Source organism: Grimontia sp. AD028, from assembly GCF_000973155.1.
GTDB lineage: Bacteria > Pseudomonadota > Gammaproteobacteria > Enterobacterales > Vibrionaceae > Enterovibrio > Enterovibrio indicus.
Genome location: NZ_LASY01000065.1, coordinates 1 through 23966 on the forward strand (window position 1 = coordinate 1; position 23966 = coordinate 23966).

Here is a 23966-nt window from a genome sequence, read left to right on the forward strand (position 1 = left end):
CTTAACTGATCGGCATTAGGTCTTTCGACCGGCTCTCTTTCCCTCAATATTCTGCGTTGAATTCGCTGTTAAACCAGTTTGGTTTCAACGGCTTCGTTCACTCGGGTAATGCGGCTGACAATATAGTTCAGCAGCACACCGTACATAGGAACGAACAAGCCAAGGCTGATCACCAGTTTGAATGCATAATCGACCAGCGCGATTTCTACCCAGTTCTCCGCCATAAAGGCATCCGGACTGTTATAGAAAGCAATCGCAAAGAACGCCAAGGTATCAATCGCATTACCAAACAGCGTTGAACAGCTTGGTGCCACCCACCATTGCTTGGTTTGGCGCAGACGGTTGAAAACATGGATATCGAGGATTTGTCCCAGCAGGTAAGCCATAAAGCTTGCTGCAGCGATACGCGCAACGAACAGATTAAACTCAGTCAGATGACCCAGTCCCTGATATTCGCCTTGGTAGAAAAGGACCGACAGCACATAGGAGATCAATAACGACGGTACCATGACCGCGAAAATGATCCGGCGCGCAAGGCCCGCACCAAAGATGCGAACGGTTAGATCGGTTGCCAAAAAAATGAACGGGAAAGTAAACGCACCCCAAGTGGTGTGAAACCCGAAAACGGTAAATGGCAGCTGAACCAGATAGTTACTGGATGCAATGATAACCAGGTGGAAAACCACCAGGAAAGAGAGGGCTTTGCGCTGTTGCGCGGGCGTAAAAGTGCTCATTGTGAACCTTTTTGTCATTGGGGGTGAGGGAACCCAAATTACCAACTCACCAGATTCTGTGATCTGGCTCCTAAGAAGGTGGCGAATTATACATCAATTCCGGCGAATGCCAACTGCTGCAAATTAGTCGGTTTCTAATGCAGCTTAGCCAAGCTGTGTCGACAGCCAGCTGTTCAGAAACGCAAGCTCTTCATCACCTTCTGCGCCTAGCCTTTCCAGCCAAACACTGGCGCTGTAATGCTCGGCACGCAGCATAAATGGCACGCCTTCAAAGTCGATAAGCCAGCTTAATAAGTCCGCGTCGGTTTGTTTTTCCGTGACCTTAGCGTCAATCAGTTGGCAAAACGCCATCAAATGTTGCTCGGCGTTATCAAAATCCAGCGCATCTGCAGCCAGCACCAACCGACCTGCTTCGCTGTCATGGTGGGAAAGACGGAAAGTAGGGTTATCCATAACTCGGCTCATCGTCATTAAGGGTGATATGGTCTTCAATCACATCGAGGAATACGTTGCCGTATTTTTCAAGCTTGCGCTGACCGACACCATTCACCGCCAGCAACTCACCTTGTGAAGTCGGGATCATCTCCGCCATCTCAATCAAGGTGGCATCGTTGAAGACCACGTATGGTGGAATGTCTTCTTCATCCGCAATCGCTTTACGGAGCTTGCGAAGTTTGGCGAACAGTTTCTTGTCGTAGTTGCGCTTACCAAGTTTGTCAGCTTTGCTGCGTGGCGACAGTCCCAATCGCGGCACCGCAAGTTCTAGCGCAATTTCCCCGCGAAGCACCGGACGCGCCTCTTCGGTCAATTGCAGCACAGAGCTTCGGGCGATGTTCTGCACCAGATAACCACGGTGGATAAGCTGACGGAAAATGCTGACCCAGTATTCATGGCTGAACGCTTTCCCCAGACCATAGGTGCTGAGCTTTTCGTGTCCGTGTTCCTTAATACGCTGGTTCTGCATCCCACGCAGCACTTCGACTGTGTAGCCCACACCGAAATTCTGGTTCACGCGGTACACGCAGGACAAGGCTTTTTGCGCTTGCTCAGTACCATCAAACAGCGTTGGTGGGTCAAGGCAGATATCGCAGTTGCCGCAAGGCTTCTCGCGATACTCTCCAAAGTAATTCAGCAATACGAGACGGCGGCATGTCAGCGCTTCGGCAAACGCGCCCATGGCATTGAGCTTGTGGCTTTCCACCAGCTTTTGCGGACCATCCGGTTTTTCTTCCAAGCAGCGGTGCAGCCAGCCAATGTCTGAGGGGTCATAAAACATCACTGCTTCTGCTGGCAGACCATCGCGCCCGGCGCGGCCGGTTTCCTGATAGTAGGATTCGATATTGCGCGGGATGTCGTAGTGCACCACAAAACGCACATTGGGTTTGTTGATGCCCATGCCAAAAGCCACTGTCGCGACGACTATCTGCACATCATCTCGCTGAAACGCTTCCTGAACCCAGGCCCGCTGTTCGTTCGTCATGCCTGCATGATAAGCCGCAGCGCGGATATTACTGCCAATCAGCTTTTCCGCCACCTGCTCGACCCGCTTGCGGCTGTTGCAGTAAACGATGCCGCTCTGGCCGGACTGGGTTGCCAGAAACTGGGTCAATTGCGCCAGAGGCTTGTGCTTTTCCACCAAGGTGTAGCGGATATTCGGACGGTCAAAACTGCCAAGATAAATATGCGGATCATTGAGGGCCAGACGCTGGCAGATATCCTGACGCGTAGTGTCATCAGCCGTTGCAGTCAGCGCCATCACAGGCACATCAAGAAAATGCTGCTTCAGGCTGCCAAGCTGGGCGTACTCAGGGCGAAAGTCATGTCCCCACTGACTAATACAGTGCGCTTCATCGACCGCAATCAGGCCAAGGTTGACCGACTGTAGGCGCTCGATGAAATCACGCATCAGAATACGCTCTGGCGATACATACAACAGCTTGAGCGAGCCATTGCGCAGCGATTGCCACGTGGCCGATTGCTCATCTGGATTCATCGAAGAGTTAAGACATGCTGCCTGCACACCATTCGCCAGCAATTGGTCGACCTGATCTTTCATCAAGGAGATCAGCGGCGAGATCACTATGGTGAGGCCATCGCGCACCAAGGCAGGAATTTGATAACAGAGGCTCTTGCCACCGCCTGTTGGCATGATCACCAATGAATCACGCCCGCCAACTGCGGCATCGATGATTTCTTTCTGACCGTCGCGGTAACTGTGATAGCCGAACACTTCCTGCAGAACAGTTTCGTCGTGCGCCAGTGGCGGTGTCATTTCGGCCGAATCGGTAACGGTCATAGAGCCTCTCATCATTGAATAGCCGCTCATTCTAAACGCAGCGGAGCATGGATAAAAGGTCAACGACGACGAACTGTCAGTTCAATTTTTCTCAACAGAAAAGGTGTGCTTCAAAAAGGGAAGTCCATATACTGGCCAAAGCAGCAAAAACTTTTATATATAATGTGGATGCTGGGCACTCTCCAGAAAAATCCGCATCAAACCTTTATTTTTCGCTGCATGCACCGCCATCAGGCGGTTTTTGCTCTTTAGCGTTTTTAGATGTAGAGATTTCGCAGTGAATGATGCGCAACAAACCCGCCGCGGCGTGATGCTGGCGCTGGGCGCTTACACCATGTGGGGCGTTGCTCCGCTTTACTTTAAGGCTCTAACCGATGTACCACCGATGGAAGTGTTGGTGCACCGCGTGATTTGGTCTTTCTTCTTCCTTGCCCTCATTCTTCATACGAGCGGTGGTCTTGCGCGCGTCAAATTGTTACTGAAAGACAAAAAACGTCTTGGCCTTCTGACCATCACTGCCGTGGTGATTGCGGCTAACTGGCTGATTTTTATTTGGGCGGTGAAAAATGACCTGATGCTCGATGCCAGTCTCGGCTATTACATCAACCCACTGATCAATGTGGTTCTTGGTATGGTCTTCCTTGGTGAGCGCTTCAGAAAGCTACAATGGGTTGCCGTAACCTTGGCATTTCTCGGTGTGGCCATTCAGGTCATCACCTTTGGGTCACTGCCTTGGGTCGCACTGGTACTGGCATGTAGTTTCGGCTGCTACGGCCTGCTGCGTAAGAAGATAAACGTCGATGCCGCAACCGGGCTTTTCATCGAAACTCTGGTGCTGATGCCTGTGTCGCTGATTTACCTTTTGTTTATCGCCAGCAGCACCACCTCTGACATGATGCAAAACAGCTGGGGATTGAACCTCCTTCTGATCGCTGCCGGTGTAGTGACGACACTGCCACTGCTTTGCTTTAACGGCGCGGCGACGAAACTGCGTCTCTCGACGTTGGGTTTTTTCCAGTACATCGGCCCAACCATCATGTTCATGTTGGCCGTTGGCCTCTACAACGAGCCGTTCACGACAGATAAAGCGACCACTTTTGCCTTTATCTGGACGGCGCTGGCGATCTTTACTTTCGATGCAGTGAGGCAGCGAAATAAACAGCGAGCGAATCGCTAAGCATTTAAAACGGCGCCTCTAGGTGCCGTTTTTATTTCCTCTTTCCTTTCCCGCTATCTCTCTGCCGTAACGGGAAAAATTCATCTTCATGCCTCGATAATCCGACACTCTTCTCTTCCTTTTGCGGACTATACTCAAAGTCCAACTCTTGGGCGTTAAAAGGAATTACAATGAAAAAACACCCTACCCCTTTTCTTTCCGCACTGGCACTCAGCCTTGCACTTGCTTTTCCTGCTGCCGCCACCACCCAGGGTGAAGCTGCTGACGCCGTTGCGCCGGAGCTCGCGACCGGTAGCGTGATGCGAAAAGCAGTGAAAGGTAAAGAGTGGATGGTGGCCTCTGCCAACCCCCATGCCACCCGAGCAGGTGAAGCCATGCTGCGTGCTGGCGGGAATGCGATTGATGCCATGGTGGCGGTACAAACTGTCCTCGGCTTGGTTGAACCACAAAGCTCAGGTATCGGTGGCGGTGCATTGCTGGTGTATTGGGACAGTGATGCGCAGGCTCTCACCACGTTTGACGGACGCGAAACCGCGCCCAAAGATGCCACGCCTACACTATTCCAGAACGAAAATGGCGAACCGCTGAAATTCTACGATGCCGTGGTCGGTGGACGCTCTGTCGGCACACCTGGCACATTACGCCTGATGCACGATACCCACGCCAAATTCGGAAACCTTTCATGGCGCGCAGTGCTGACGCCGGCCATTGAACTGGCAGAGAACGGCTTTGAAGTCTCACCCCGTCTGGCAGGCCTGATTGAAGGGGATGCCGACAGACTGCGCCGCTACCCGTCAACCTATCAGTATTTTTTTGACGACAATGGTAATCCGCTCACTGTCGGTCACCGTCTGGTGAATCAGGAGTATGCAGATACCTTAAAGCTGGTCGCTCAGGACATTGATAACTTCTACGAAGGCGAGATTGCCGCCGACATCGTGGCGACAGTGCAACACGCCGCGGGCAACCCGGGCATTCTGAGCAAAGAAGATCTGGCTGATTACCGCATTGTGGAGCGCCAGCCTGTTTGTGCGCCTTACCACCAGTACCGTATTTGTGGCATGGGACCACCAACATCCGGCGGTATTACAGTGGGGCAAATTCTGGGGGTACTCAGTCACTTCCCGATGAAGTCACTGGGTAAAGACAACCCTGAAAGCTGGCGCTTGATTGGGGATGCCTCACGGATGGCGTTTGCAGATCGCGGCCGCTACATCGCCGACAGCGATTTTGTGCCAGTGCCAACAGAAGGCCTGCTGGCTCCGGAATACCTCAAAGCCCGTGCCGAGCTGATCCCAGCCGAAGGTGCCATGAAAGAGGTTAGCCCGGGTGAGCCCAAGTTCAGTCACGCTAGCGTTGCGCCAAAACTTGCCGATGACGAGTCTATTGAATTGCCTTCCACCAGCCATTTCTCGATTGTGGATAAAGACGGCAACATCGTTTCTATCACCACTACCATCGAGAACGGCTTTGGCTCACGCCTGATGACACGAGGTTTCTTGCTCAACAACGAGCTCACAGACTTCTCGTTCAAAACCCACGCTAACGGGTATCCGATTGCCAACCACGTTGAGCCGGGCAAACGCCCCCGCTCATCCATGTCGCCAACCATCGTGATGCGTGATGGCAAGCCATACATGGCCGTTGGCTCACCGGGCGGCAGCCGCATCATCGGCTACGTGGCGAAAACCTTGGTCGCGCACCTTGATTGGGGACTCGACATCCAATCTGCTATCGACCTGCCTCACCTTGTAAACCGTTTTGGCACCTACGATCTTGAAGCCGGGACGGATGCAGAAAGTTTCAAGCCAGCGCTTGAAGCAATGGGATATGAAGTCAATATTCGTGACTTAACCTCGGGTATCCACGGTATTGTTATCGATAGCGGCACCTTGGTAGGCGGAGCTGACCCAAGGCGCGAAGGTTTAGTTGTGGCGGATTAACGCCAGGAGCAAAAGAATGTTGCGTAAAGTGAATATGATTGCGCTGTGTACCCTTCTGGGCGCAGCGAGTATCCCAGCGCAGGCGACCGACTTGGGTAGCCTGCTGGGCAGTGCCGAGAAAGAAGCGTCAAACCTGTTGGAAGGCGTGAGCAGCGAAACAGCCAGCAACCCGCTGACCTCTCTGCTTTCTACCGACCTCGGTGTTGACGACAAGCAAGCGGCAGGCGGTGCCGGTGCATTGCTGGCAATGGCTTACCAGACATTGGGCGAAGGCCAGAGCAGCGAACTTCTGAAAATGGTACCGGGTATGGATTCACTGACCAGCATGATCCCGGGTGATTTGGGCAGCAACTTGTCGAACATGGAGTCAGTAGACAAAGTGTTTAACATGTTGGGAATGGACTCAGGTATGGTGCAGAAATTCGCACCTGTGATTTTGAAGCACCTGACAGGTGCTGGCGCGAGTGAATCGCTCATCAGCGATCTGGCAAGTGCCTGGGGCACGCCCGCTTAATCCGACATATCGACACGCCAAAAATAAAAGGGTGGCTCAATGCCACCCTTTCTTTTTCTTCCGACCCCGAATCACATCGCCTCAAGCTTGGCGTATTGGGTTACTAGCCACTTGATGCCTTCCCCGTTAAAGGCCACCTGCACGCGACTTTGCTGGCCGCTGCCTTCAAAGTTGATGATGGTGCCTTCACCGAATTTCGGATGCAGCACGCGCTGGCCTAGCGAGAATCCGGTTTGGTTGAAGTTCTCTTGAGTCTGGGTTTGCGAGAAACGCCCGGATGCTGCGGCAGGACGCGACACTTTCGCGCGCATTCGCACTTCTTCGAGGCAATCTTCAGGCAATTCACGGATAAATCGCGACGCTTTGTGGAACATGTCTTTGCCATAAACTCGGCGCATTTCCGCGTGAGTGATGTAGAGCTTTTTCATCGCACGGGTCATGCCGACATAGCAGAGGCGACGCTCTTCTTCCAAACGTCCGGCTTCTTCCGCCGACATCTGGCTTGGGAACATGCCTTCTTCCACACCCACCATGAACACCATGGGGAACTCAAGGCCTTTGGCACTGTGCAGTGTCATTAGCTGCGCCGCATCGTCAAACTCATCCGCCTGACCTTCACCGGCTTCAAGCGCGGCATGAGAGAGGAACGCCGACAGTGGTGACATTTCTTCCTGCACCTCTTCCGGCACTTCAAACTGACGGGTTGCGGTGACCAGTTCTTCAAGGTTATCAATGCGCGCCTGCGCTTTTTCACCTTTCTCCGCTTCGTACATAGCGCGAAGGCCGGAGTGCTGAATCACGTAGTCCGTTTGCTGGAATAGCGCCATTTCACGGGTGTCGTCTTCCAGTGCATTCACCAGCTCGACAAAACGGCGCAGTGAGTTTGCAGCGCGGCCTGCCAGCACCTGTTCTTCAAGCAGCTGATTACTCGCTTCCCACATGGTTGCACCGCGGTCGCGCGCAGCAAGACGGATGGTTTCGAGGGTGCGATCACCAAGGCCACGCGCTGGCGTATTCACTACGCGCTCAAAAGCGGCATCATCAAAACGGTTACCAATCATGCGAAGGTACGCCAGCGCATCTTTGATTTCCTGACGTTCGAAGAATCGCATGCCACCGTAAATGCGGTACGGCAGACCCGCCTGGATCAGGGCCTCTTCAAGCACGCGGGATTGGGCGTTGTTTCGGTATAAAATCGCGGTGTCATTCAGCGCGCCGCCTTCGTCCTGCCAGGCTTTGATTTTACCCACCACGAAACGGGCTTCATCCAACTCGTTAAACGCACTGTATACAGAAATTAATTCACCTTCCTGACCTTCCGTCCACAGGCTCTTGCCCATGCGCTCGGCGTTGTTTTCAATCAGGTGGTTAGACGCCTTCAGGATGTTGCCGGTCGAGCGGTAATTCTGCTCAAGACGGATGGTTTCAGCGCCAGGGAAGTCCTGCAGGAAGCGGGAGATGTTCTCGATTTTCGCGCCGCGCCAGCCGTAGATGGACTGATCATCATCACCCACGATCATCACTTTGGCACTGTTGCCCGCCATCATACGAAGCCAGGCATATTGGATGTTGTTGGTGTCCTGGAACTCGTCCACCAGAATGTGCTGGAAACGCGCTTGATAGTGCTCACGGATATGCTCTTTATCACGCAGCAGCTCGTGGCAACGCAGCAGCAATTCGGCAAAATCCACCAGACCTGCACGGTCACACGCTTCCTGATAGGCAGCGTAAACACGCAGCCAGGTTTTCTCTACCGGATCAAACTGGGCATCGATGTGATGCGGACGCAGGCCTTCGTCTTTCTTGGCGTTGATATACCAAGACGCCTGACGCGCAGGCCAATGTTTTTCATCAAGATTCTGCGCTTTGATCAGGCGGCGAAGCAAACGCTGTTGATCGTCTGAGTCAAGGATCTGAAAGTCCTGCGGCAGGTTGGCATCCAGATGGTGGGCGCGGAGAATACGGTGACACAAACCGTGGAAAGTGCCACACCAAAGACCGGAGGCCGTCCCCTGCATTAACTGCTCAATACGCCCACGCATTTCTGCGGCGGCTTTATTGGTAAAGGTTACCGCCATCACCGAAAACGGCGAGGCATATTCAACCTGCATTAACCAGGCAATACGATGAACCAGCACACGTGTTTTACCACTGCCTGCGCCCGCCAGAACCAGATAGTTGCCAAGCTGAGCAGCCACTGCCTCGCGTTGTTTGTCATTCAGACCGTCAATCAGGTGGGATACGTCCATCGTTCATTCACTGGTTATTTATACACTGGTTGAGGATTATACCCATAAACCGTCGTGAGTTGCAGGTCTCCTTATCGCACTGCGCTTGTTTTTGAATCTGTAACGGCTTCTGCCTCTTTCTGACTTCATGAATCGCTTTAACGTCTACCGTTTCAAGACAAAAAAACACCTGAAAATTAAAAATAATAAAATCATATATATAGCGGTAATTTTGTTTATTTAAAGAAAAATAAGCTTAAAAAATAACCGTAATGACGAAAGTTTTTATGCTAGAGACCTATCCTTTTGGAAGAGCACTGAATAACCAACAGTGCCATCAGGGACTCCCTGAATAACCTATTGATTATCTTGATGACAAAAGTCTGTAAAGAGAGGAACCATCATGAAAAAGACCAATTTTGCTGTCGCTGCTGCTGTTACCAGTCTTCTTGCTGTAGGTGCTACTACCCTGACAGCTGCTCCCGCTCAAGCAGCAGAGAAAGAAAAATGCTACGGCGTGGTTAAAGCCGGTAAAAACGACTGTGCAACGAACAACAGCTCTTGTGCCGGCACCTCAACCAAAGATGCACAAACCGACGCATTCGTCGTTGTACCAAAAGGTCTGTGTGAGCGTCTGGTTGGCGGTTCAACCACTTCGTCTTAATTGGCATTAAGGGTCCCGGTATGGAAAAGGTATCTCCTTGGGTGGGTGTTGGACTGAGACAACCACACCACGATCACTTTCTTAATCATTCCCCGGATATCGGATGGTTAGAAGTACACAGTGAGAACTTTTTCCTGCCGCACTCAAAAGCCTTTGAGGCGCTGCACACGCTGCGGCGCCACTATGACATCAGTTGCCACGGTGTGGGTTTGTCACTGGGGTCTGTCGATCCGGTGAATAAACACCACCTTGGCAAACTGAAACATCTGGTCGACACCATCGACCCCCTCTTTGTTTCCGACCATTTAAGCTGGAGCTCAGTCGACGGTGAATACTTCAATGACCTGCTGCCTCTGCCTTATACAGAAGAAGCGCTGGAGGTGTTTTGCCGCAATGTCGACGCGACGCAAGATTACCTGAGCCGCCAGATGCTGGTCGAAAACCCTTCGAGCTATTTGAGCTTCAGCCACTCCACCATTCCTGAATGGGAGTTTCTTGCCGAAGTGGCGAGGCGCACTGGCTGTGGTTTATTGCTCGATCTGAATAACATTCATGTCAGCGCCTTCAATCATGGCTTTGATACTGACACTTACCTCGCGGCAATTAATCCAGAGTGGGTGCAGGAAATTCATCTGGCCGGCTTTACCGTGAAGCAGTTGGACGAAGGGGAAATCTGGATTGATACCCACAGCCAACCCGTGTCTGAGCCTGTGTGGTCGCTTTATGAAAAGTGGATTGCCGAGCATGGCGCGCGCCATACCCTGATTGAATGGGATCGCGATATCCCCACGCCGGACGTTTTACTCGGTGAAGCGACAAAAGCCGATCGTATCGTCAAAGCCCTCACGCCATCCGTGAAGGAGGCATCATGAGCGCCCCCAGCCTTGCCTCGCTGCAGCATCAATTTCGCGATGCCCTGCATTATGAGTCACACGATTTACCTGTTGCGAAAGGCGTGACGGAGCCTGAGGCGCTGATACAGGTTTACCGCAACAACTTTGTGATGACCCTGACTGAATGCCTCGAGAACATTTACCCCGTAGCTAACGCTCTAGTGGGTGAAGAGTGCTTTCAGGCCATTGCCCGCCACCATGTACTCGGCACCACCATGGATAACGCCTGCGCCGATCGCTATGGCGCCGGGTTTGCTGACACTATTCGCGCGTTGCCCAACATCATCGAGGCTGTGCCGTATCTGGCAGATATCGCTGAGATTGAATGGCATATCCAATGCGTAAACAGAGCGCCATTGCCTGAGGCATTTCCGGTCGAGGCCTTGTCAGAAGTAACACCGGAAGACTTTCCGCGTATTCAGCTGACGGTTTCTCCCGCATCCGCCGTGATGAAAAGTGACTTTGCTGTCGCCACACTCTGGCAAGCGGTCAGCAATCAGGATGAGGAAGCATTGAACCAGCTGGATTTGATGAGTCCTGAAGCCCTGCTGGTGCAGAAAGATGACGAAGGGATCAGTGTCACCACTATGAGCGATGAAGAAGCCTCGCTGATCCTCGCTTGTAAAGATTTCGCGTTTGGGGAGATTGACCCCGAGCTTTTGCCACACATTTCCGGCGCCATGCTACGCGGTGTTTTCAGCAGCTTTGCACTGGCCAGTGATTAACAAGAAAAAGGAAATCGCACATGTTCGCTGTGATCAATAAAATCGACGACTTGATGGAATCTGCGCTGAAGCCTTTGGTTCCGGTTCTTCTGCTGGTTAGCCGCCTCTGGGTAGCCTGGGTGTTTTTCAAATCCGGCCAGACTAAAATCGCCAGCTGGGACAGCACTCTGTTCCTGTTCGAATACGAATATCAGGTACCGTTTCTTCCTTGGGAAATGGCGGCCTACCTCGGCACAGCGGCGGAGCTCATTTTGCCCGTGTTCCTGGCACTCGGCTTTTTAACACGCCCAGCCGCTTTTGCCCTGTTTGCCTTTAACATTGTTGCCGTGGTCTCTTATCCGGCGCTATGGCCAAAAGGCTTTTTCGACCACCAAATGTGGGGCGTGATGCTGCTCGTCACCATGATTTGGGGACCTGGTATGGCAGCAGTCGATAACTGGTTGAAGAACCGTAACTAGCCCAGCAAGAGCAACTCGGAGAGGTTGGAAACTTCCACGTCCGGCAGTAACGAAGCGCGCCGCTGCAATGTCAGCGGCGTTTTTGTGTCGTTAAACCAACACGCTTTGAAGCCCGACAGTTTCGCCCCTCGCACATCGGCTTTGAGGTGATCGCCAACATGGAGAATGGTGTCTACGGGAATATTCAGGATGGATTGCGCCTTGGTAAACAGTGCGCCGTCAGGTTTCGCGGCACCGTCCGGCCCTGCCTGAAGCACCTGCTTGAATAGCGGCGTCAGGCCCAGCTTGTCGCAGTCAACATTCCCGTTGGTGATCGCCACCAGCGGATAGCGGGCAGCCAATTCACCCATGATCTGCATCGCGTCTTCCGGCACGGTAAAATTACTGCGCTCATGAAGGAAAAATGCCACGCCATCATCGGCGAGAGATTTGGCATCAGCTTCACTCAGGCCGCAACGTAAAGCTGCCAAGGTGAGTTGGGCTCGACGGATTTCGGTGACAAAACCCACCAGCGAGGCATCCGCTGCAATCACTTCTGCGCGCATCACCTGCCACTGCGGCCAGTCAAAATTAGTCATCACCGGACAGCGCGCCTCCAGCCAGTCCAGCAACATTTGCTCTGCACGGATAATCACCACCCGGTTGTCATACAGGGTGTCATCCAAATCAAAGGTCATGGCAGAGATAGGTTGCCAGCGGCGATAGAACTTCATGCGCGCTCCTTGCAGTGAGTAGTGCGGTTAGTCGTCGTTTTTACGCTTACGCGCCCTGGGGTGCGCAGCGTCGTACACTTTAGCCAGGTGCTGGAAATCGAGGTGGGTATAAACCTGAGTGGTGGAGAGATCTGCATGACCCAGAAGCTCCTGCACCGCCCTCAAGTCACCGGAAGATTCCAGCATGTGGGTAGCAAAACTATGACGCAATTTGTGGGGGTTGATATGGCTGCTAACCGCCTGTTTCTGTCCCCATTCCGCCATACGTTTTTGTACGCTGCGCGGAGAGATACGGTTTCCCAGCTTCGACAGGAAAAGAGCATCTTCCGGCCCTTTGAGCAGTTGGTTACGTACTTTCAGCCAGTTGAATAGCCACTCTTTCGCCATACCGGTAAAAGGCACTACACGCTCTTTGTCGCCTTTGCCGATCACACGTAAGTCGCCCTTTCGCATCGCCACATCACGAACGTTAAGGCCAATAAGCTCAGACAGACGAAGTCCTGCGCCGTACATCAGCTCCATCATGGCGCGATCGCGCACAGCCAAAGGATCGTCTGCATCCACCGACAGCAACTGATTCACTTCATCGACATCAAGGTTCTTTGGCAGCGTGCGACCCTGTTTGGGCGCTGCGACACCTTTCGCAGGATTCGCCGCCAGTGCGCCGTCTGACACCATAAAATCAAAGAAGCTTCGAAGGGCTGACAGGCGAAGCGCAATGCTGCCCGCTTTCAGACGTTCGCGCTTAGCTTGGGCGGCAATTTGACGTACCCATGCGGCATCGACATCCTGCCATTTGGTCACGCCTGCCCCCACCAGAAACTCAGCACTGGCGGTCAGTTGTTGGCGGTAATTGTTTTCAGTGTGGCGGCTTAAGCCCCGCTCGCGGATCATGTAATCAAAGAATCGCGCCAGCGGTTTTTCGATGCTGGCAGGCAAACTCATTCGTTCGCCTGCCACTTGGTGAGGAGGATGGCGATGTGCTCGGCAATCTGCTCGACAAACAGGGTATCCATGCTTGGCTGGAAGTGACCGCCATCTTGGCTGGCAAAAGTCAGAAAGCCCAGTTCTTTGCCTTTAAACACAGGAACCAGCGCATAAGAGCCAAGCTCAGGTGCTTGAGTGACAAACTGGTCGCCATCCACTTTGCGCAATCTGCCCAGATAGATTCGCTGGCCGCAGAAATGCGCCGCTTTCACCGCATCCACACTCTTGCGGTTTAACTGGTGGTGTCCACCGTCATAGAGACGAAGGCTCACAACCAGATGCAGTGAGTTGGCAAGTTCCAGCAAGGCTTTATGAATATCATCTTCACTTTCTGCCGCAAACAACGCCTTATGCGCGTGGGAGAAAGCACGAAACAGGTTTTCATTGCCTGCCGCGATACTCATCAGTTGGGTAATATCTTCTTCAAGCTCGGCCACACGCTCACGCAAGCGACCAAGTTGGATTTCGACCAGAGATACCGCACCACGCTCAGCATGAGGCACTCTCAATTGCGCCGCCAGTTGAGGTTGGCGGTGGAAGAAGTCTGGATTGTCTTTCAGAAAAGCGGCCACGGCTTCTTCGGTCAATGCCTCAGCCAGTGGCCCTTCGAGCTTGGAAAGCTCCGTCATACTGTTATCTGTCCATCGTATACGTGTGAAGCCGGACCCGTCATGTAAAGCGGATGCCCTACGCCTTTCCAGCGGATTTTCAGATCGCCGCCCGGCAAGTGCACTTTCACCGACTCATCAAGCAAACCCTGCAAAATGCCTACAGCCACAGCCGCACAAGCACCGCTGCCACACGCCTGGGTTTCTCCCGCGCCGCGCTCGTAAACGCGAAGACGGATTTCATTACGCGACACCACCTGCATAAAGCCAGCGTTAACACGCTCAGGGAAACGCTCGTGGGATTCCACCAGCGGACCCAAGCCTTCCACGTCAAAGGTATCGACGTCATCGACCACAGTGACGCAATGCGGGTTGCCCATACTGACTGCGCCCACAAACAGGGTTTTATCTTCTACACGTAAAATATAGGTTTTTTCTTCAGCATTTGCGCGGAACGGAATTTTAGACGGCGCCCAGATAGGCTCACCCATGTTGGCAGTGACCAGTTCGTCACTGTCCATCTTGAGTATCATCTTGCCGCCTTTAGTGCTGACCTGAATTTGGTTTTTGTTGGTCAGTCCTTTCATCCGCACAAAACGGGCAAAGCAGCGCGCACCATTGCCGCACTGCTCCACTTCGCTGCTGTCAGCATTAAATATCCGGTAATGGAAATCACTTTCCGGATCATACGGTGGCTCAACCACCAACAGCTGATCAAACCCCACGCCGGTATTTCTGTCCGCCAGACGGCGGATCATATCCGGAGAGAAGTATGCATTTTGCGTCACGCAATCAACGACCATAAAGTCGTTGCCGAGACCATGCATTTTGGAAAATTGTATCTGCATCCGGATCCTTTTACTCAGGCAGTACCTGTTCTAACTCCCACAGTGATGCCAGTGGCTCACGCTGACGCACCAGGTGGGATTGGCCGCCATCTACCATCACTTCTGCTGCACGGCAGCGGGTGTTGTAGTTAGACGACATCACAAAGCCATAAGCACCTGATGAACGCACCGCCAGCAGGTCGCCCGCTTCAAGCACCAGCGCGCGGTCTTTACCAAGGTAATCGCCGGTTTCGCACACAGGCCCAACCAAATCATAAGTTTTGGCTTCACCCTGACGTGGCTGTACAGGAACAATATCCTGCCAAGCTTGGTAAAGCGCTGGACGCAGTAAGTCGTTCATCGCCGCATCAATGATGGCGAAATTCTTTTCTTCGTTGTGCTTGAGGAACTCAACCTTGGTCAGCAAGACACCGGCATTGGCGGCGATAGCACGGCCCGGCTCAAACACCAGCTCGATATCCTGATGATTCGATAAACGGTCAAGCAAGGCTTTCGCATAGTCAGATGGCTCTGGCGGCTTCTCATCGCTGTAAGTCACGCCCAAACCACCGCCCACATCAAGGTGGTCGATAGAAATGCCATCCTGACCCAGCGCATCAATCAGCGCCAGCAGGCGATCGGTCGACTCGATAAACGGAGCCAGCTCTGTCAGCTGTGAACCAATGTGACAGTCAATACCATGCACAGAAAGGTGTGACAGGCTGTTCGCGTATTGGTAAACCTCACGGGCTCTATCAAACGCGATGCCGAATTTGTTTTCTTTCAGACCGGTAGAAATATACGGGTGGGTTTTGGCATCCACGTCCGGGTTGATACGCAGGCTGATTGGCGCCACTTTACCCAGCTCGCCCGCCACTTTGTTCAGGCGATCCAGCTCGGCTTCTGATTCGACGTTGAAGCATTTAATACCGAGCTCCAGCGCACGCGCCATTTCCGGTTCGGTTTTACCTACGCCAGAGAACACCACTTTTTTCGGATCGCCGCCAGCCGCTAATACGCGCTCCAGCTCACCCTGTGAAACGATGTCAAAACCTGAGCCCAGACGCGCCAATACATTCAGTACGCCAAGGTTGCTGTTTGCCTTCACGGCATAACAAATCAGGTGCGGATGGTCACCCACGGCTTTATCAAACGCATGCCAGTGACGCTCCAGCGTCGCACGCGAGTAAACGTAAAGCGGTGTGCCGTATTGCTCTGCAAGCTGTGCCAGTGGCAGATCTTCTGCCCACAGTTGCCCGTCATCCTGATAATTGAAGTAGTCCAACGTTGTCCTTCCCTGTCCAAAGTTTTATGGCTGAGTGGATTCCTGAGTATCCTGCGGCGTTTCCGGATTTACCTGCTCATTTTGCGCCGGTGCATCTTCTGGAAAGTAGAGAGGTCCTTGCTGACCGCATGCCGAAATCAGGGCTACTGTTGCCAGTGCGGCAAGTTTCAGGGTTAATCGCATCATTTCTGCCAGTGATCTAAAAGTTAATGCCCTCTATAATCGCATCAACGCACTGAAAAGCAATAGGACGACTGAGAATGAACACAAGCCAATACCATGAACTGGTTGACGAGCAATGGATGGCGATTGAAGACGGCATCGACGAGAGTGGCGCGGATATCGATTACGAAACGAATGGTAATGTTCTGACACTGGATTTTGAAGACCGCAGCCAGATCATCATCAACCGTCAGGAACCGATGAAAGAGATCTGGTTGGCATCGCGCTCAGGCGGTTTCCATTTCAGCTACCAGGACGGCCAATGGCTGTGCAGCAAGAGTGGCATGGAATTTATGGATATGGTGAAGCAAGAATGCGCCAAACACGCTGGCGAGAGTGTGGACTGGTAACAAGCTGCTTGATTTAAAGTGTATTAATAAAGGCTGACAGCATGTGTTGTCAGCCTTTTTTCTGAAATCGGGATTGATCAGCGGGACGCGTATTGGGCGGCGTCAGTATTCGCATCAGCACGTTGCCACTGACGCTCACTCTTGTAGGGGATGACCTGTGCACGACCATCGGCTTGATGGATGATGTCGTAGAACTGTGGCAGGTTGAAATTCACACCTTTACCGGCAAAGTTGGCGGTTTCCTGTGAGGAGGTATAAAAGCGGTTTACGCCCTGTACCATCTCTTCTTTGTCACCGCTGCACTGGCGGTAAACTTCCACGCGATTGTTTTCATCCAGTACATAGATGTGGAACCCATCATCGCAGTCTTCAAAGAAAAACTGGATAAGGCCTTCACTGGCGTAAGCATCGACTACTTCAGGCGGATGGATATCAGCGTCTTTGTCCAATACCACAACTGGTGAGCCGTGAACCTTATTGGTCGAAATCGAACGGTAGAACTCGACGGAGTTTTCCAGCTTCTGCACTGACACACCGCGTCGCTCGAAGAACAAACCAAAGGTTTGATCAGCCACACGAATCGCTTTAAAGCGGCGGCGTTTTTCCTGATCGACCGGCTTCAGGCGCATGTCGATGCACTCTGCCACCAGTTGATAAACCAGGTTACGAATCAAACCACGCATCTTGCCTGCATAACAGAAAACATCCACCGACTCTGGCGGAATGGCATCCTGATGCATTTTACCCAGCAAAGTTTTCAACACGTCGAGAATGGCGTTTTCACCCTTGAAGTTCAGGGTACGCACTTCGTTCCAGCTGTTGCGGTAAACCAAATCGACACTGCCAACCAAACACTGCTGGTCAGCACCATAGCTGAAAATATCCGTGTTTTTGAAATCGAAACGTACCGCAGGCTGTTTAAGCTCTGTAGTCGGGTCGTTTTCAAGGTTGATAAACAACGCCAGCTTACGCACTTCACAAGGACTCGACAGCGCCTGCAGAGAAGGCTGCGGACGACGCACCGAGAAGGTGTTACGAAGGTCACTGACCAATTGGTAAAGCTTGTCGATGTCGACATTGCTGTTACGTGCCACGGAATGCAGGCGGCTGGATTCGGTCAACAGACCATTGAAATACGCCCACGCCACCAGCTTTGACAGGTAACGGTTATGTTCGAGCGGCGAGCGGCCGATGATTTCGACAGGCTTCAATGATTGCTTGTACAGATACCAACCCGGCGGGTTACTGCGCCCTTCCGGCACCTGAATAAAGCTCAGGTCCGCTTCGTGCAAATCCGGAGACAGTTGCGGGTTAAGCAGGGTCACTTTGCCCGGCAATACCTCAAACGCAGCATAAAGCTTACGTGCCAGAATACTGATGTCTTCAGGGCTAATTGCAGAAGTGATGTCATTGCGGCGCGCGAAACGGATAAGGTTTCGGTAGCTCAACATCAAAGCTTCAAGCAGCTCGTTGTGCGCTTCTTTAACCTCTTCCACTTTCCAGTTACGGCGATTGTCCAGACGCGCGATGTCTTCCTGCGTCCAGCCCCATTCACGGGTCAGGATACACAGCACTTCACGGCGCCATGGCACAGAACCAGGACCTGGCTCGCGGGTCAGTTTCTCGTGGGTTTTGAGGTAGAAACAACGGCGCACAAGATCAAGACGACGGTGGTCATCGATGCGCTCTAGATAGCGGGTGACTTTCTCCAGCATTAGGTAATAAGCGTCAGACTGGTAAACGTCCAACATGCCAGAGAAGAAACGGCGTTTGCCGTCAACGCTCAAAAGCTGGGTACCTGGGTATTCCCAAGAGTACGCCTCAAGCAAAATCGCTTTCAGTACCGACTTATAAGGTGAATCGATACTTTTATACAGTTGCCAGAGACTGGAGCCGAAGTACTCTTCCGCCGGGATCGATGGCAAACCGCCAAAGTCCACCCAGTCTTCGCGTTTTATCGCGCCACTGGCAATCATCTCTCCGACGTAATCTTCGTAGCAACCTTCCATCTCCGGTGGCACCAAATACCAAAGCAGATGTTGGCCGGCGAGATGCACGGCGGAGCGGTAGAATTCATCGAGCAGCAGGTAGTGCTGGGTAGAGCCACAGTTTTCCGTGGTCATCGCCTGCGCCATGTTCTGGCGGAAGCGCTGCTCGCAAATCACAAAGAAGTTCACTTCCACACCCTGAGACATTGCCCAGTCGGAAATAAGTGAACATTTGGCGTCCAACATGTCACGTTCGTCGTGCGCCACCCAATCCTGCACACACACCCAAATATCCAGGTCACTGGTGAGGCTTTGACCCATTGATGCAGTACTGCCCATCGAGAACAAACCTTTAATAGGGTGCTCTTGGGAAAATGGCTTAACTGGTGATGGGGTATTCAGTGCGAGGGCGCAATCGTTGACGAAGTCTTGCTGAACGTCTGAAAGGGAGAAATTGCAGATACCATGGACGACGCTACGTTCTAAGTAACCAGGGACAGCAGGATGATTAAAGTGCAGCAAGGCAGGCAATACGTTAAAGACATTAACGGCCTGAGAGTGCATAGCGCTTCGTGCGCGCTCCAACCTAACGTGGTTGAAGGCATTAAGACGCTCTAATTGCTGATCAACATAGTTTTGCAAGATAAACATCCAAAGTTGCCGACATCCTAGTCAACGTAACGGGAGCTGAATCTAAAAGACTTCGGCGCCCATGGATAAAAACGTGATCAATCTAACAGTTTTTCTTTGGAGCGTAAAGCGAGCAATGACTCATCATTTCTGCTTCACTTTGCTCACTATATGACCAAAACTGTGAGAGAGACAACGCTTTATCTCAAATTTGATTCGAAATAAGGTGAACCACGTTGGGTTTTACCCCTGTGAATCGCCCCAAAAACATGATCCATATCACATCATCATAGCCGAAGCCGCGTGGATTCGCACCTTTTTATCGCCACTATCACCTTAAGTTCTCAAGGAATAACAAGGGGTGGTACGATTAGCGTAAGCAAATCAAATGGACGCAACTATGACTTCAACACCCATCCGCATCGCCACCCGCCAGAGCCCACTTGCCCTATGGCAGGCTGAATTTGTTAAAGCCGCTCTGGAAGAAACCCATCCGGGTTTGGTTGTGGAGCTGGTTCCTATGGTGACCAAAGGCGACATCATTCTCGACACTCCACTGGCCAAAGTTGGCGGTAAAGGACTGTTCGTGAAAGAGCTGGAGCAGGCAATGCTGGATGGTCGTGCAGATATCGCAGTCCATTCCATGAAAGACGTGCCGGTAGAGTTCCCTGAAGGGCTGGGGCTGGTGACAATCTGTGAGCGTGAAGATCCACGTGACGCCTTTGTTTCCAACAATTATGTAAGTATCGATTCACTGCCAGAAGGTGCAGTTGTCGGTACATCAAGCCTTCGCCGCCAGTGTCAGGTTCGTGCCATGCGCCCTGATTTGGTGGTGAAAGATCTGCGCGGCAACGTCGGCACCCGCTTGGGCAAACTGGATAATGGTGAATACGACGCCATCATTCTTGCATCGGCAGGTCTGAAACGTCTGAATCTTCATGACCGTATCCGCAATGAAATCGAACCGGAAGAAATTCTGCCAGCGGTTGGCCAAGGCGCTGTCGGCATTGAGTGCCGTCTGGATGATGAACGCGTCCGTGCGCTGCTGGAACCATTGGCCGATGCCAACACCACTTACCGCGTACTGTGTGAGCGTGCGATGAACAACCGTCTGATGGGCGGGTGTCAGGTGCCGATTGGCAGCTACGCAGAAATCCACGGCGACCAAATTCACCTGCGCGCATTGGTAGGCGAGCCAGACGGCAGCAAGATCGTCAGCGGTGAAGTGACGGGCCCGCTTGAAAAAGCGCAAGAGCTGGGTACTGGCCTCGCTGAACAGCTGCTTGAAGATGGTGCGCGCGTAATTCTGGAAAAACTGTATCAGGACGAAGTATGACAGTACTGGTGGTGCGCCCCGCACCTGCCTGCTATGAACTTGCCGAAACCCTGAATCAATCAGGAATAAAGGCGCTTCCCGCGCCTTTATTGTCTTTTTCCGCCGGAAACGATCTTCCCTCTCTGACTCACTCCCTTAATACACTCCCCCCGCACAGCGTTGTCGTGGCGGTGAGTCCCCGTGCAATTGAATACGCCCATCAACAACTTCAGGACGAAAACGCCAGCTGGCGTGACGATCTGCATTATGTCGCAGTCGGAGAAAAAACAGCGCAAGTCTGGAAAGCCAAAAGCGGTGTAGATGCGATTCAGCCGCCGACAGAAGACAGCGAAGGCATGGTGTCCTTATCAGTTTTCGAGAAGCCGGAAAGTCTTCAGGTCGTGATCTTGCGTGGCAACGGCGGACGGGCACTTTTGGGCGATACCCTGACAAATCACGGCGCCAAGGTTCGCTATTTTGAAGCCTATCAACGACATTGGACCAGTGAATCCTTATCATCACTGGCTATGCAATGGCGGGCGGAAAATGTCGACACCTTGGTCATCACCAGTGGCGAACAACTTTCGCTTTTGTGTCAGACAATCTCAGAGTGTGACCAGCAATGGTTACGAGAATGCCATATACTGGTGCCTAGCAAACGGATTTACAATCAAGCAATTGGCCTTGGTTTTAATGCAATCAGCTGCGTAAACAGCGCCTCCAATCACGCCCTGTTTCACGCGTTAAACGAGATGATTAACTCGGGACATTCGGATGACAGACAACAATAAGACTTCAGGCACGGATAAAGACACGTCGGCGCCAGCATCCCCTACCGGCAAGGAAACGCCATCGTCTTCCAAGCAAAGCGGTAAGCCTTCTGCGACCGACAAATCCGCTGCCAAGTCTACGCCTGCTGATACGCCGGCCAGTGACAAAAACGCTGCAACGCCGCCCCCAGCCAACCAAGAGAAAAAAGGGGGTAACAAACTTTCTGTGGTTGCCATTGTGTTGGTGATTGCCCTCGGCGGTGGCCTTTACTACCACGGCCACCAGCAAAGCCAACAGCTCACAGCCAACATCTCTGCATTAACGGATGAAATTAGCTCACTGAAATCGGCGCTGGCTGACAGCGAAAAGCAAAGCCAGGAAGCGGTGAAAAAAGCCGTGCAGGATACTCAAGTGCTGATTGAACAGCAGGACACCACCATTCAGAGCCTACAATCAGCGCTGGCTGATGTGAAAGGCCGTCGTCCCAATGACTGGCTGTTAGCGGAAGCGGATTACCTAGTGAATCAGGCCGCACGTAAGCTTTGGCTGGAACACGATGTACTGACAGCCACCACACTGATGCAAAATGCCGATCAACGCATTGCTGAGCTTAATGACCCGTCGCTGACTCCAATCCGTCAGGCAATGGCAAAAGACATCCAGCAATTGAAAGCAGTGAAGCGCATAGACCGCGACGGTATCGTGCTTCGCCTGAACTCGCTTCAACAGGAAGTCGACAAACTGCCGCTGGCCAATGCCATCATGCCAGAAGCGGAAGAAGTCGCACCGCAGCAGGTCTCTGGCAATGTCGACGACTGGCAGCAAAACCTGAAAGCCTCTTTAAGTGATTTCGTCGGTCAGTTCATCACCTACCGCAAACGTGAAGGCGACGTGGTACCGCTGCTCACCCCGGCGCAAACTTTCTATCTGCAGGAAAACCTCAAGGCGAAGCTGGATCAGGCCGTGACCTCGGTATACCGCGAGAATGGCCGCTTGTATGCCGAGTCACTGAAAACCGCGAAAGACTGGGCAGAGCGTTTCTACAATCAGGATGCTGATATCACCAAGAGCTTCATTGCGACCCTGACCAACCTCAGCCAGCAGACTATTGAAGTCAGCTACCCTGAGGCACTGGAGAGCCAAGCGCTGATTAGTGACATGCTGGCTGACCGTCTTCGCCGCGATTTAGCGCCGCTGCAAACCGGGGAGAATAACCAATGATTAAAATTCTCCTGCTGGTTATCGCGCTGATTGCAGGCCTGATTGTCGGGCCGGATTTGGCGGGTAATCAAGGTTACGTGCTGATTTCCGCAGCTAACCAAACCATCGAGATGAGTGTATCCACGCTCATCATTCTGGTGGTATTCGCTTTTGCTGCACTGTTCATCCTTGAATGGCTCATTCGCAAAATCTTCTCGCTTTCAAGTTCAACCCGCGGCTGGTTTTCCGGCCGTAAGAGTAAGAAAGCACGCGCGCTGACCAACGATGGCTTGCTGAAACTGCTGGAAGGTGACTGGAAACAGTCCGAGAAACTGGTGATGAAAGGGGCTGCCCACAGCGATGCCCCTTTATTGAACTACCTGGCAGCAGCAGAAGCAGCGCAAGGCCGTGGCGACGTGGACAGCCGTGACCGTTACCTGCAGCAGGCGGCGGATTTTGGGACTGATCGTCTGGCAACCTCACTGACCCGCGCCAAGCTGCAGTTCCGTCAAGGCCAATATGAAGAAGCGCTCGCGAGCCTTCAAGGGCTGGTCGATGCCAATCCGCGTAACCCGATTCTGCTGAACTTACTGAAAGACACCTACCTGCAGCTTCAGGACTGGCAGGCGCTGCTGCGTTTGATGCCATCGCTGAAACGTGTGAAAGCCGTGACAGACAGCGAAGCTGAAAAGCTGGAGCTGAAAGCTGAGTGTGGCCTGATGGCGCATATCGCAACCCAGAAAGGCAGCGACGGCCTTCTGGCGCACTGGAACAGCCTAAGCCGCGCAGCACGCCAACAACCTAAGCTTATCGCTTGCTTGGTCAAACAACTGATTTCACGTCATGCCGATTCAGAGGCTTACATCATTCTGCGTGAAAACCTGAAAAAGCATCCGGATGAAAACCTGATCTCTCTGGTGCCTGAACTGAAACTGCCTGATTACCATCCGGCTATTCTCAAACTTCAGGATCTGCTGCGCTACAACGAGAATAACCCGGTGACACACAGCGCATTGGGTCAGCTCTACTTCCGTGAAGGGAAATGGACAGAGGCTCGCACGCACTTTGAAAAAGCGTTAGAAATTCGCCCTGATGTGACCGATTATGCTTGGCTGGTGGATACGTTAGAGAAACTTAACGAATCCGGCGCCGCCAACAGCCTTTCCCGCGAAGCCCTCAAGCTTGCGCTACCTCACAAAGAGTGAAACATTTCGCGCACAAAAAACGCCCAAAAGGGCGTTTTTTTATTCACGATTTTCGTACTCAGACTCAAAAACAACCCAAGTTGTTTCAAGCTGTTAATAATGATTAACTGCTATTTACCAGCCATTGTTAAGACAAAGTAGCTGTTATCAAATAGGGGCGTAACAAATTATATTTTGCCGGTTTCAGTTGTTAATCAATTCGTAGGCTTTCATCAGCCAGAGTGATCAACAAA

General features: G+C 52.4%; 23 protein-coding genes. 12 read left to right on the forward strand and 11 right to left on the reverse strand.

Annotated elements, in window-relative coordinates; genetic code table 11:
- Positions 1 to 68: 68 nt before the first annotated feature.
- The 3 genes from RN22_RS14965 to recQ form a co-directional block, all read right to left on the reverse strand.
- Positions 69 to 734, reverse strand: a complete 666-nt coding sequence (locus RN22_RS14965; RefSeq protein ID WP_002539687.1) for a 7-cyano-7-deazaguanine/7-aminomethyl-7-deazaguanine transporter — start codon at positions 732 to 734, stop codon at positions 69 to 71.
- A 144-nt stretch (positions 735 to 878) separates the two neighbouring features.
- On the reverse strand, positions 879 to 1187 hold the full coding sequence (locus RN22_RS14970) for a DUF3630 family protein (protein ID WP_046305537.1): 309 nt from the start codon (positions 1185 to 1187) through the stop codon (positions 879 to 881).
- On the reverse strand, positions 1180 to 3030 hold the full coding sequence (gene recQ / locus RN22_RS14975; protein ID WP_046305572.1) for an ATP-dependent DNA helicase RecQ: 1851 nt from the start codon (positions 3028 to 3030) through the stop codon (positions 1180 to 1182). The genes RN22_RS14970 and recQ overlap by 8 nt, the downstream gene beginning before the upstream one ends.
- A gap of 277 nt (positions 3031 to 3307) precedes the next feature.
- Between recQ and rarD the strand changes: the two genes are divergently transcribed.
- From rarD to RN22_RS14990, 3 genes are all read left to right on the forward strand, one after another.
- Positions 3308 to 4207 (forward strand): EamA family transporter RarD, encoded by a 900-nt coding sequence (rarD, locus tag RN22_RS14980; RefSeq protein WP_046305538.1) that lies wholly within the window; start codon positions 3308 to 3310, stop codon positions 4205 to 4207.
- Positions 4208 to 4377: 170 nt separating this feature from the next.
- Positions 4378 to 6150, forward strand: coding sequence for a gamma-glutamyltransferase (gene ggt, locus RN22_RS14985; RefSeq protein ID WP_046305539.1), 1773 nt, complete (start codon positions 4378 to 4380; stop codon positions 6148 to 6150).
- A gap of 16 nt (positions 6151 to 6166) precedes the next feature.
- The gene (locus RN22_RS14990; RefSeq protein WP_046305540.1) at positions 6167 to 6664 is read left to right on the forward strand and encodes a DUF2780 domain-containing protein; all 498 of its coding nucleotides are present in this window, start codon (positions 6167 to 6169) and stop codon (positions 6662 to 6664) included.
- Between the two features lie 71 nt (positions 6665 to 6735).
- On the opposite strand, the gene uvrD is transcribed toward RN22_RS14990, so the two are convergent.
- Complete coding sequence (uvrD, locus tag RN22_RS14995) at positions 6736 to 8913, reverse strand: DNA helicase II (protein WP_046305541.1); 2178 nt, start codon at positions 8911 to 8913, stop codon at positions 6736 to 6738.
- A 382-nt stretch (positions 8914 to 9295) separates the two neighbouring features.
- On the opposite strand from uvrD, the gene RN22_RS15000 reads away from it, so the two are divergent.
- Genes RN22_RS15000 through RN22_RS15015 form a run of 4 tightly spaced genes read left to right on the forward strand, consistent with a single transcriptional unit; the run spans position 9296 to position 11632 of the window.
- Positions 9296 to 9556, forward strand: a complete 261-nt coding sequence (locus tag RN22_RS15000; protein WP_002539675.1) for a DUF2282 domain-containing protein — start codon at positions 9296 to 9298, stop codon at positions 9554 to 9556.
- Positions 9557 to 9576: 20 nt separating this feature from the next.
- On the forward strand, positions 9577 to 10428 hold the full coding sequence (locus tag RN22_RS15005) for a DUF692 domain-containing protein (RefSeq protein ID WP_046305542.1): 852 nt from the start codon (positions 9577 to 9579) through the stop codon (positions 10426 to 10428).
- On the forward strand, positions 10425 to 11174 hold the full coding sequence (locus RN22_RS15010) for a DNA-binding domain-containing protein (protein WP_046305543.1): 750 nt from the start codon (positions 10425 to 10427) through the stop codon (positions 11172 to 11174). Before RN22_RS15005 ends, RN22_RS15010 begins: the two co-directional genes overlap by 4 nt.
- Before the next feature lie 20 nt (positions 11175 to 11194).
- Positions 11195 to 11632 carry a DoxX family protein gene (locus RN22_RS15015; RefSeq protein WP_046305544.1) on the forward strand — a complete coding sequence of 146 codons (438 nt, stop codon included), beginning with the start codon at positions 11195 to 11197 and terminating at the stop codon, positions 11630 to 11632.
- Here the strand turns inward: RN22_RS15015 and RN22_RS15020 are convergent.
- The 6 genes from RN22_RS15020 to RN22_RS24720 are packed head-to-tail and all read right to left on the reverse strand — an operon-like array spanning position 11629 to position 16238.
- A complete protein-coding gene (locus RN22_RS15020) occupies positions 11629 to 12345 on the reverse strand; it encodes an HAD-IA family hydrolase (RefSeq protein ID WP_046305545.1) in 717 nt (238 codons plus the stop codon). The genes RN22_RS15015 and RN22_RS15020 overlap by 4 nt on opposite strands.
- A 27-nt stretch (positions 12346 to 12372) precedes the next feature.
- Complete coding sequence (gene xerC, locus RN22_RS15025) at positions 12373 to 13290, reverse strand: tyrosine recombinase XerC (protein ID WP_046305546.1); 918 nt, start codon at positions 13288 to 13290, stop codon at positions 12373 to 12375.
- Positions 13287 to 13961 (reverse strand): DUF484 family protein, encoded by a 675-nt coding sequence (locus tag RN22_RS15030; protein ID WP_002539666.1) that lies wholly within the window; start codon positions 13959 to 13961, stop codon positions 13287 to 13289. Before RN22_RS15030 ends, xerC begins: the two co-directional genes overlap by 4 nt.
- On the reverse strand, positions 13958 to 14788 hold the full coding sequence (gene dapF, locus RN22_RS15035) for a diaminopimelate epimerase (RefSeq protein ID WP_046305547.1): 831 nt from the start codon (positions 14786 to 14788) through the stop codon (positions 13958 to 13960). Before dapF ends, RN22_RS15030 begins: the two co-directional genes overlap by 4 nt.
- 10 nt (positions 14789 to 14798) lie before the next feature.
- Positions 14799 to 16052, reverse strand: a complete 1254-nt coding sequence (lysA, locus tag RN22_RS15040) for a diaminopimelate decarboxylase (protein ID WP_046305548.1) — start codon at positions 16050 to 16052, stop codon at positions 14799 to 14801.
- A gap of 24 nt (positions 16053 to 16076) precedes the next feature.
- A complete protein-coding gene (locus RN22_RS24720) occupies positions 16077 to 16238 on the reverse strand; it encodes a lipoprotein (protein WP_082111419.1) in 162 nt (53 codons plus the stop codon).
- Between the two features lie 74 nt (positions 16239 to 16312).
- Here RN22_RS24720 and cyaY point away from each other — a divergent pair, with 74 nt between their 5' ends.
- Positions 16313 to 16624: an iron donor protein CyaY gene (gene cyaY, locus RN22_RS15045; protein ID WP_046305549.1), complete on the forward strand. Its 312-nt coding sequence runs from the start codon at positions 16313 to 16315 to the stop codon at positions 16622 to 16624.
- A gap of 77 nt (positions 16625 to 16701) precedes the next feature.
- Here the strand turns inward: cyaY and RN22_RS15050 are convergent, their stop codons facing one another.
- Positions 16702 to 19263, reverse strand: a complete 2562-nt coding sequence (locus RN22_RS15050; RefSeq protein WP_046305550.1) for a class I adenylate cyclase — start codon at positions 19261 to 19263, stop codon at positions 16702 to 16704.
- Between the two features lie 379 nt (positions 19264 to 19642).
- Here RN22_RS15050 and hemC point away from each other — a divergent pair, with 379 nt between their 5' ends.
- The 4 genes from hemC to RN22_RS15070 are packed head-to-tail and all read left to right on the forward strand — an operon-like array spanning position 19643 to position 23733.
- On the forward strand, positions 19643 to 20578 hold the full coding sequence (gene hemC / locus RN22_RS15055) for a hydroxymethylbilane synthase (protein ID WP_046305551.1): 936 nt from the start codon (positions 19643 to 19645) through the stop codon (positions 20576 to 20578).
- Entirely contained in the window at positions 20575 to 21348 is a 774-nt protein-coding gene (locus tag RN22_RS15060) for a uroporphyrinogen-III synthase (RefSeq protein ID WP_046305552.1), read from the forward strand. Before hemC ends, RN22_RS15060 begins: the two co-directional genes overlap by 4 nt.
- Positions 21332 to 22549: a uroporphyrinogen-III C-methyltransferase gene (locus tag RN22_RS15065; protein ID WP_046305553.1), complete on the forward strand. Its 1218-nt coding sequence runs from the start codon at positions 21332 to 21334 to the stop codon at positions 22547 to 22549. Before RN22_RS15060 ends, RN22_RS15065 begins: the two co-directional genes overlap by 17 nt.
- Complete coding sequence (locus RN22_RS15070) at positions 22546 to 23733, forward strand: heme biosynthesis HemY N-terminal domain-containing protein (RefSeq protein ID WP_046305554.1); 1188 nt, start codon at positions 22546 to 22548, stop codon at positions 23731 to 23733. Before RN22_RS15065 ends, RN22_RS15070 begins: the two co-directional genes overlap by 4 nt.
- Positions 23734 to 23966: the final 233 nt, after the last annotated feature.

Excerpts from the sequence above, each read along its gene's own strand:
- RN22_RS15070 (WP_046305554.1), top strand. The coding sequence starts at position 22,546 with ATGATTAAAATTCTCCTGCTGGTTATCGCGCTGATTGCAGGCCTGATT.
- uvrD (WP_046305541.1), bottom strand. The coding sequence starts at position 8,913 with ATGGACGTATCCCACCTGATTGACGGTCTGAATGACAAACAACGCGAG.
- RN22_RS24720 (WP_082111419.1), bottom strand. The coding sequence starts at position 16,238 with ATGATGCGATTAACCCTGAAACTTGCCGCACTGGCAACAGTAGCCCTG.
- RN22_RS15030 (WP_002539666.1), bottom strand. The coding sequence starts at position 13,961 with ATGACGGAGCTTTCCAAGCTCGAAGGGCCACTGGCTGAGGCATTGACC.
- RN22_RS15060 (WP_046305552.1), top strand. The coding sequence starts at position 20,575 with ATGACAGTACTGGTGGTGCGCCCCGCACCTGCCTGCTATGAACTTGCC.
- RN22_RS15015 (WP_046305544.1), top strand. The coding sequence starts at position 11,195 with ATGTTCGCTGTGATCAATAAAATCGACGACTTGATGGAATCTGCGCTG.
- RN22_RS14970 (WP_046305537.1), bottom strand. The coding sequence starts at position 1,187 with ATGGATAACCCTACTTTCCGTCTTTCCCACCATGACAGCGAAGCAGGT.
- RN22_RS15005 (WP_046305542.1), top strand. The coding sequence starts at position 9,577 with ATGGAAAAGGTATCTCCTTGGGTGGGTGTTGGACTGAGACAACCACAC.
- dapF (WP_046305547.1), bottom strand. The coding sequence starts at position 14,788 with ATGCAGATACAATTTTCCAAAATGCATGGTCTCGGCAACGACTTTATG.
- xerC (WP_046305546.1), bottom strand. The coding sequence starts at position 13,290 with ATGAGTTTGCCTGCCAGCATCGAAAAACCGCTGGCGCGATTCTTTGAT.
- hemC (WP_046305551.1), top strand. The coding sequence starts at position 19,643 with ATGACTTCAACACCCATCCGCATCGCCACCCGCCAGAGCCCACTTGCC.
- ggt (WP_046305539.1), top strand. The coding sequence starts at position 4,378 with ATGAAAAAACACCCTACCCCTTTTCTTTCCGCACTGGCACTCAGCCTT.
- RN22_RS15020 (WP_046305545.1), bottom strand. The coding sequence starts at position 12,345 with ATGAAGTTCTATCGCCGCTGGCAACCTATCTCTGCCATGACCTTTGAT.
- RN22_RS15065 (WP_046305553.1), top strand. The coding sequence starts at position 21,332 with ATGACAGACAACAATAAGACTTCAGGCACGGATAAAGACACGTCGGCG.
- RN22_RS15010 (WP_046305543.1), top strand. The coding sequence starts at position 10,425 with ATGAGCGCCCCCAGCCTTGCCTCGCTGCAGCATCAATTTCGCGATGCC.
- RN22_RS14965 (WP_002539687.1), bottom strand. The coding sequence starts at position 734 with ATGAGCACTTTTACGCCCGCGCAACAGCGCAAAGCCCTCTCTTTCCTG.
- RN22_RS15000 (WP_002539675.1), top strand. The coding sequence starts at position 9,296 with ATGAAAAAGACCAATTTTGCTGTCGCTGCTGCTGTTACCAGTCTTCTT.
- recQ (WP_046305572.1), bottom strand. The coding sequence starts at position 3,030 with ATGACCGTTACCGATTCGGCCGAAATGACACCGCCACTGGCGCACGAC.
- RN22_RS15050 (WP_046305550.1), bottom strand. The coding sequence starts at position 19,263 with ATGTTTATCTTGCAAAACTATGTTGATCAGCAATTAGAGCGTCTTAAT.
- cyaY (WP_046305549.1), top strand. The coding sequence starts at position 16,313 with ATGAACACAAGCCAATACCATGAACTGGTTGACGAGCAATGGATGGCG.
- RN22_RS14990 (WP_046305540.1), top strand. The coding sequence starts at position 6,167 with ATGTTGCGTAAAGTGAATATGATTGCGCTGTGTACCCTTCTGGGCGCA.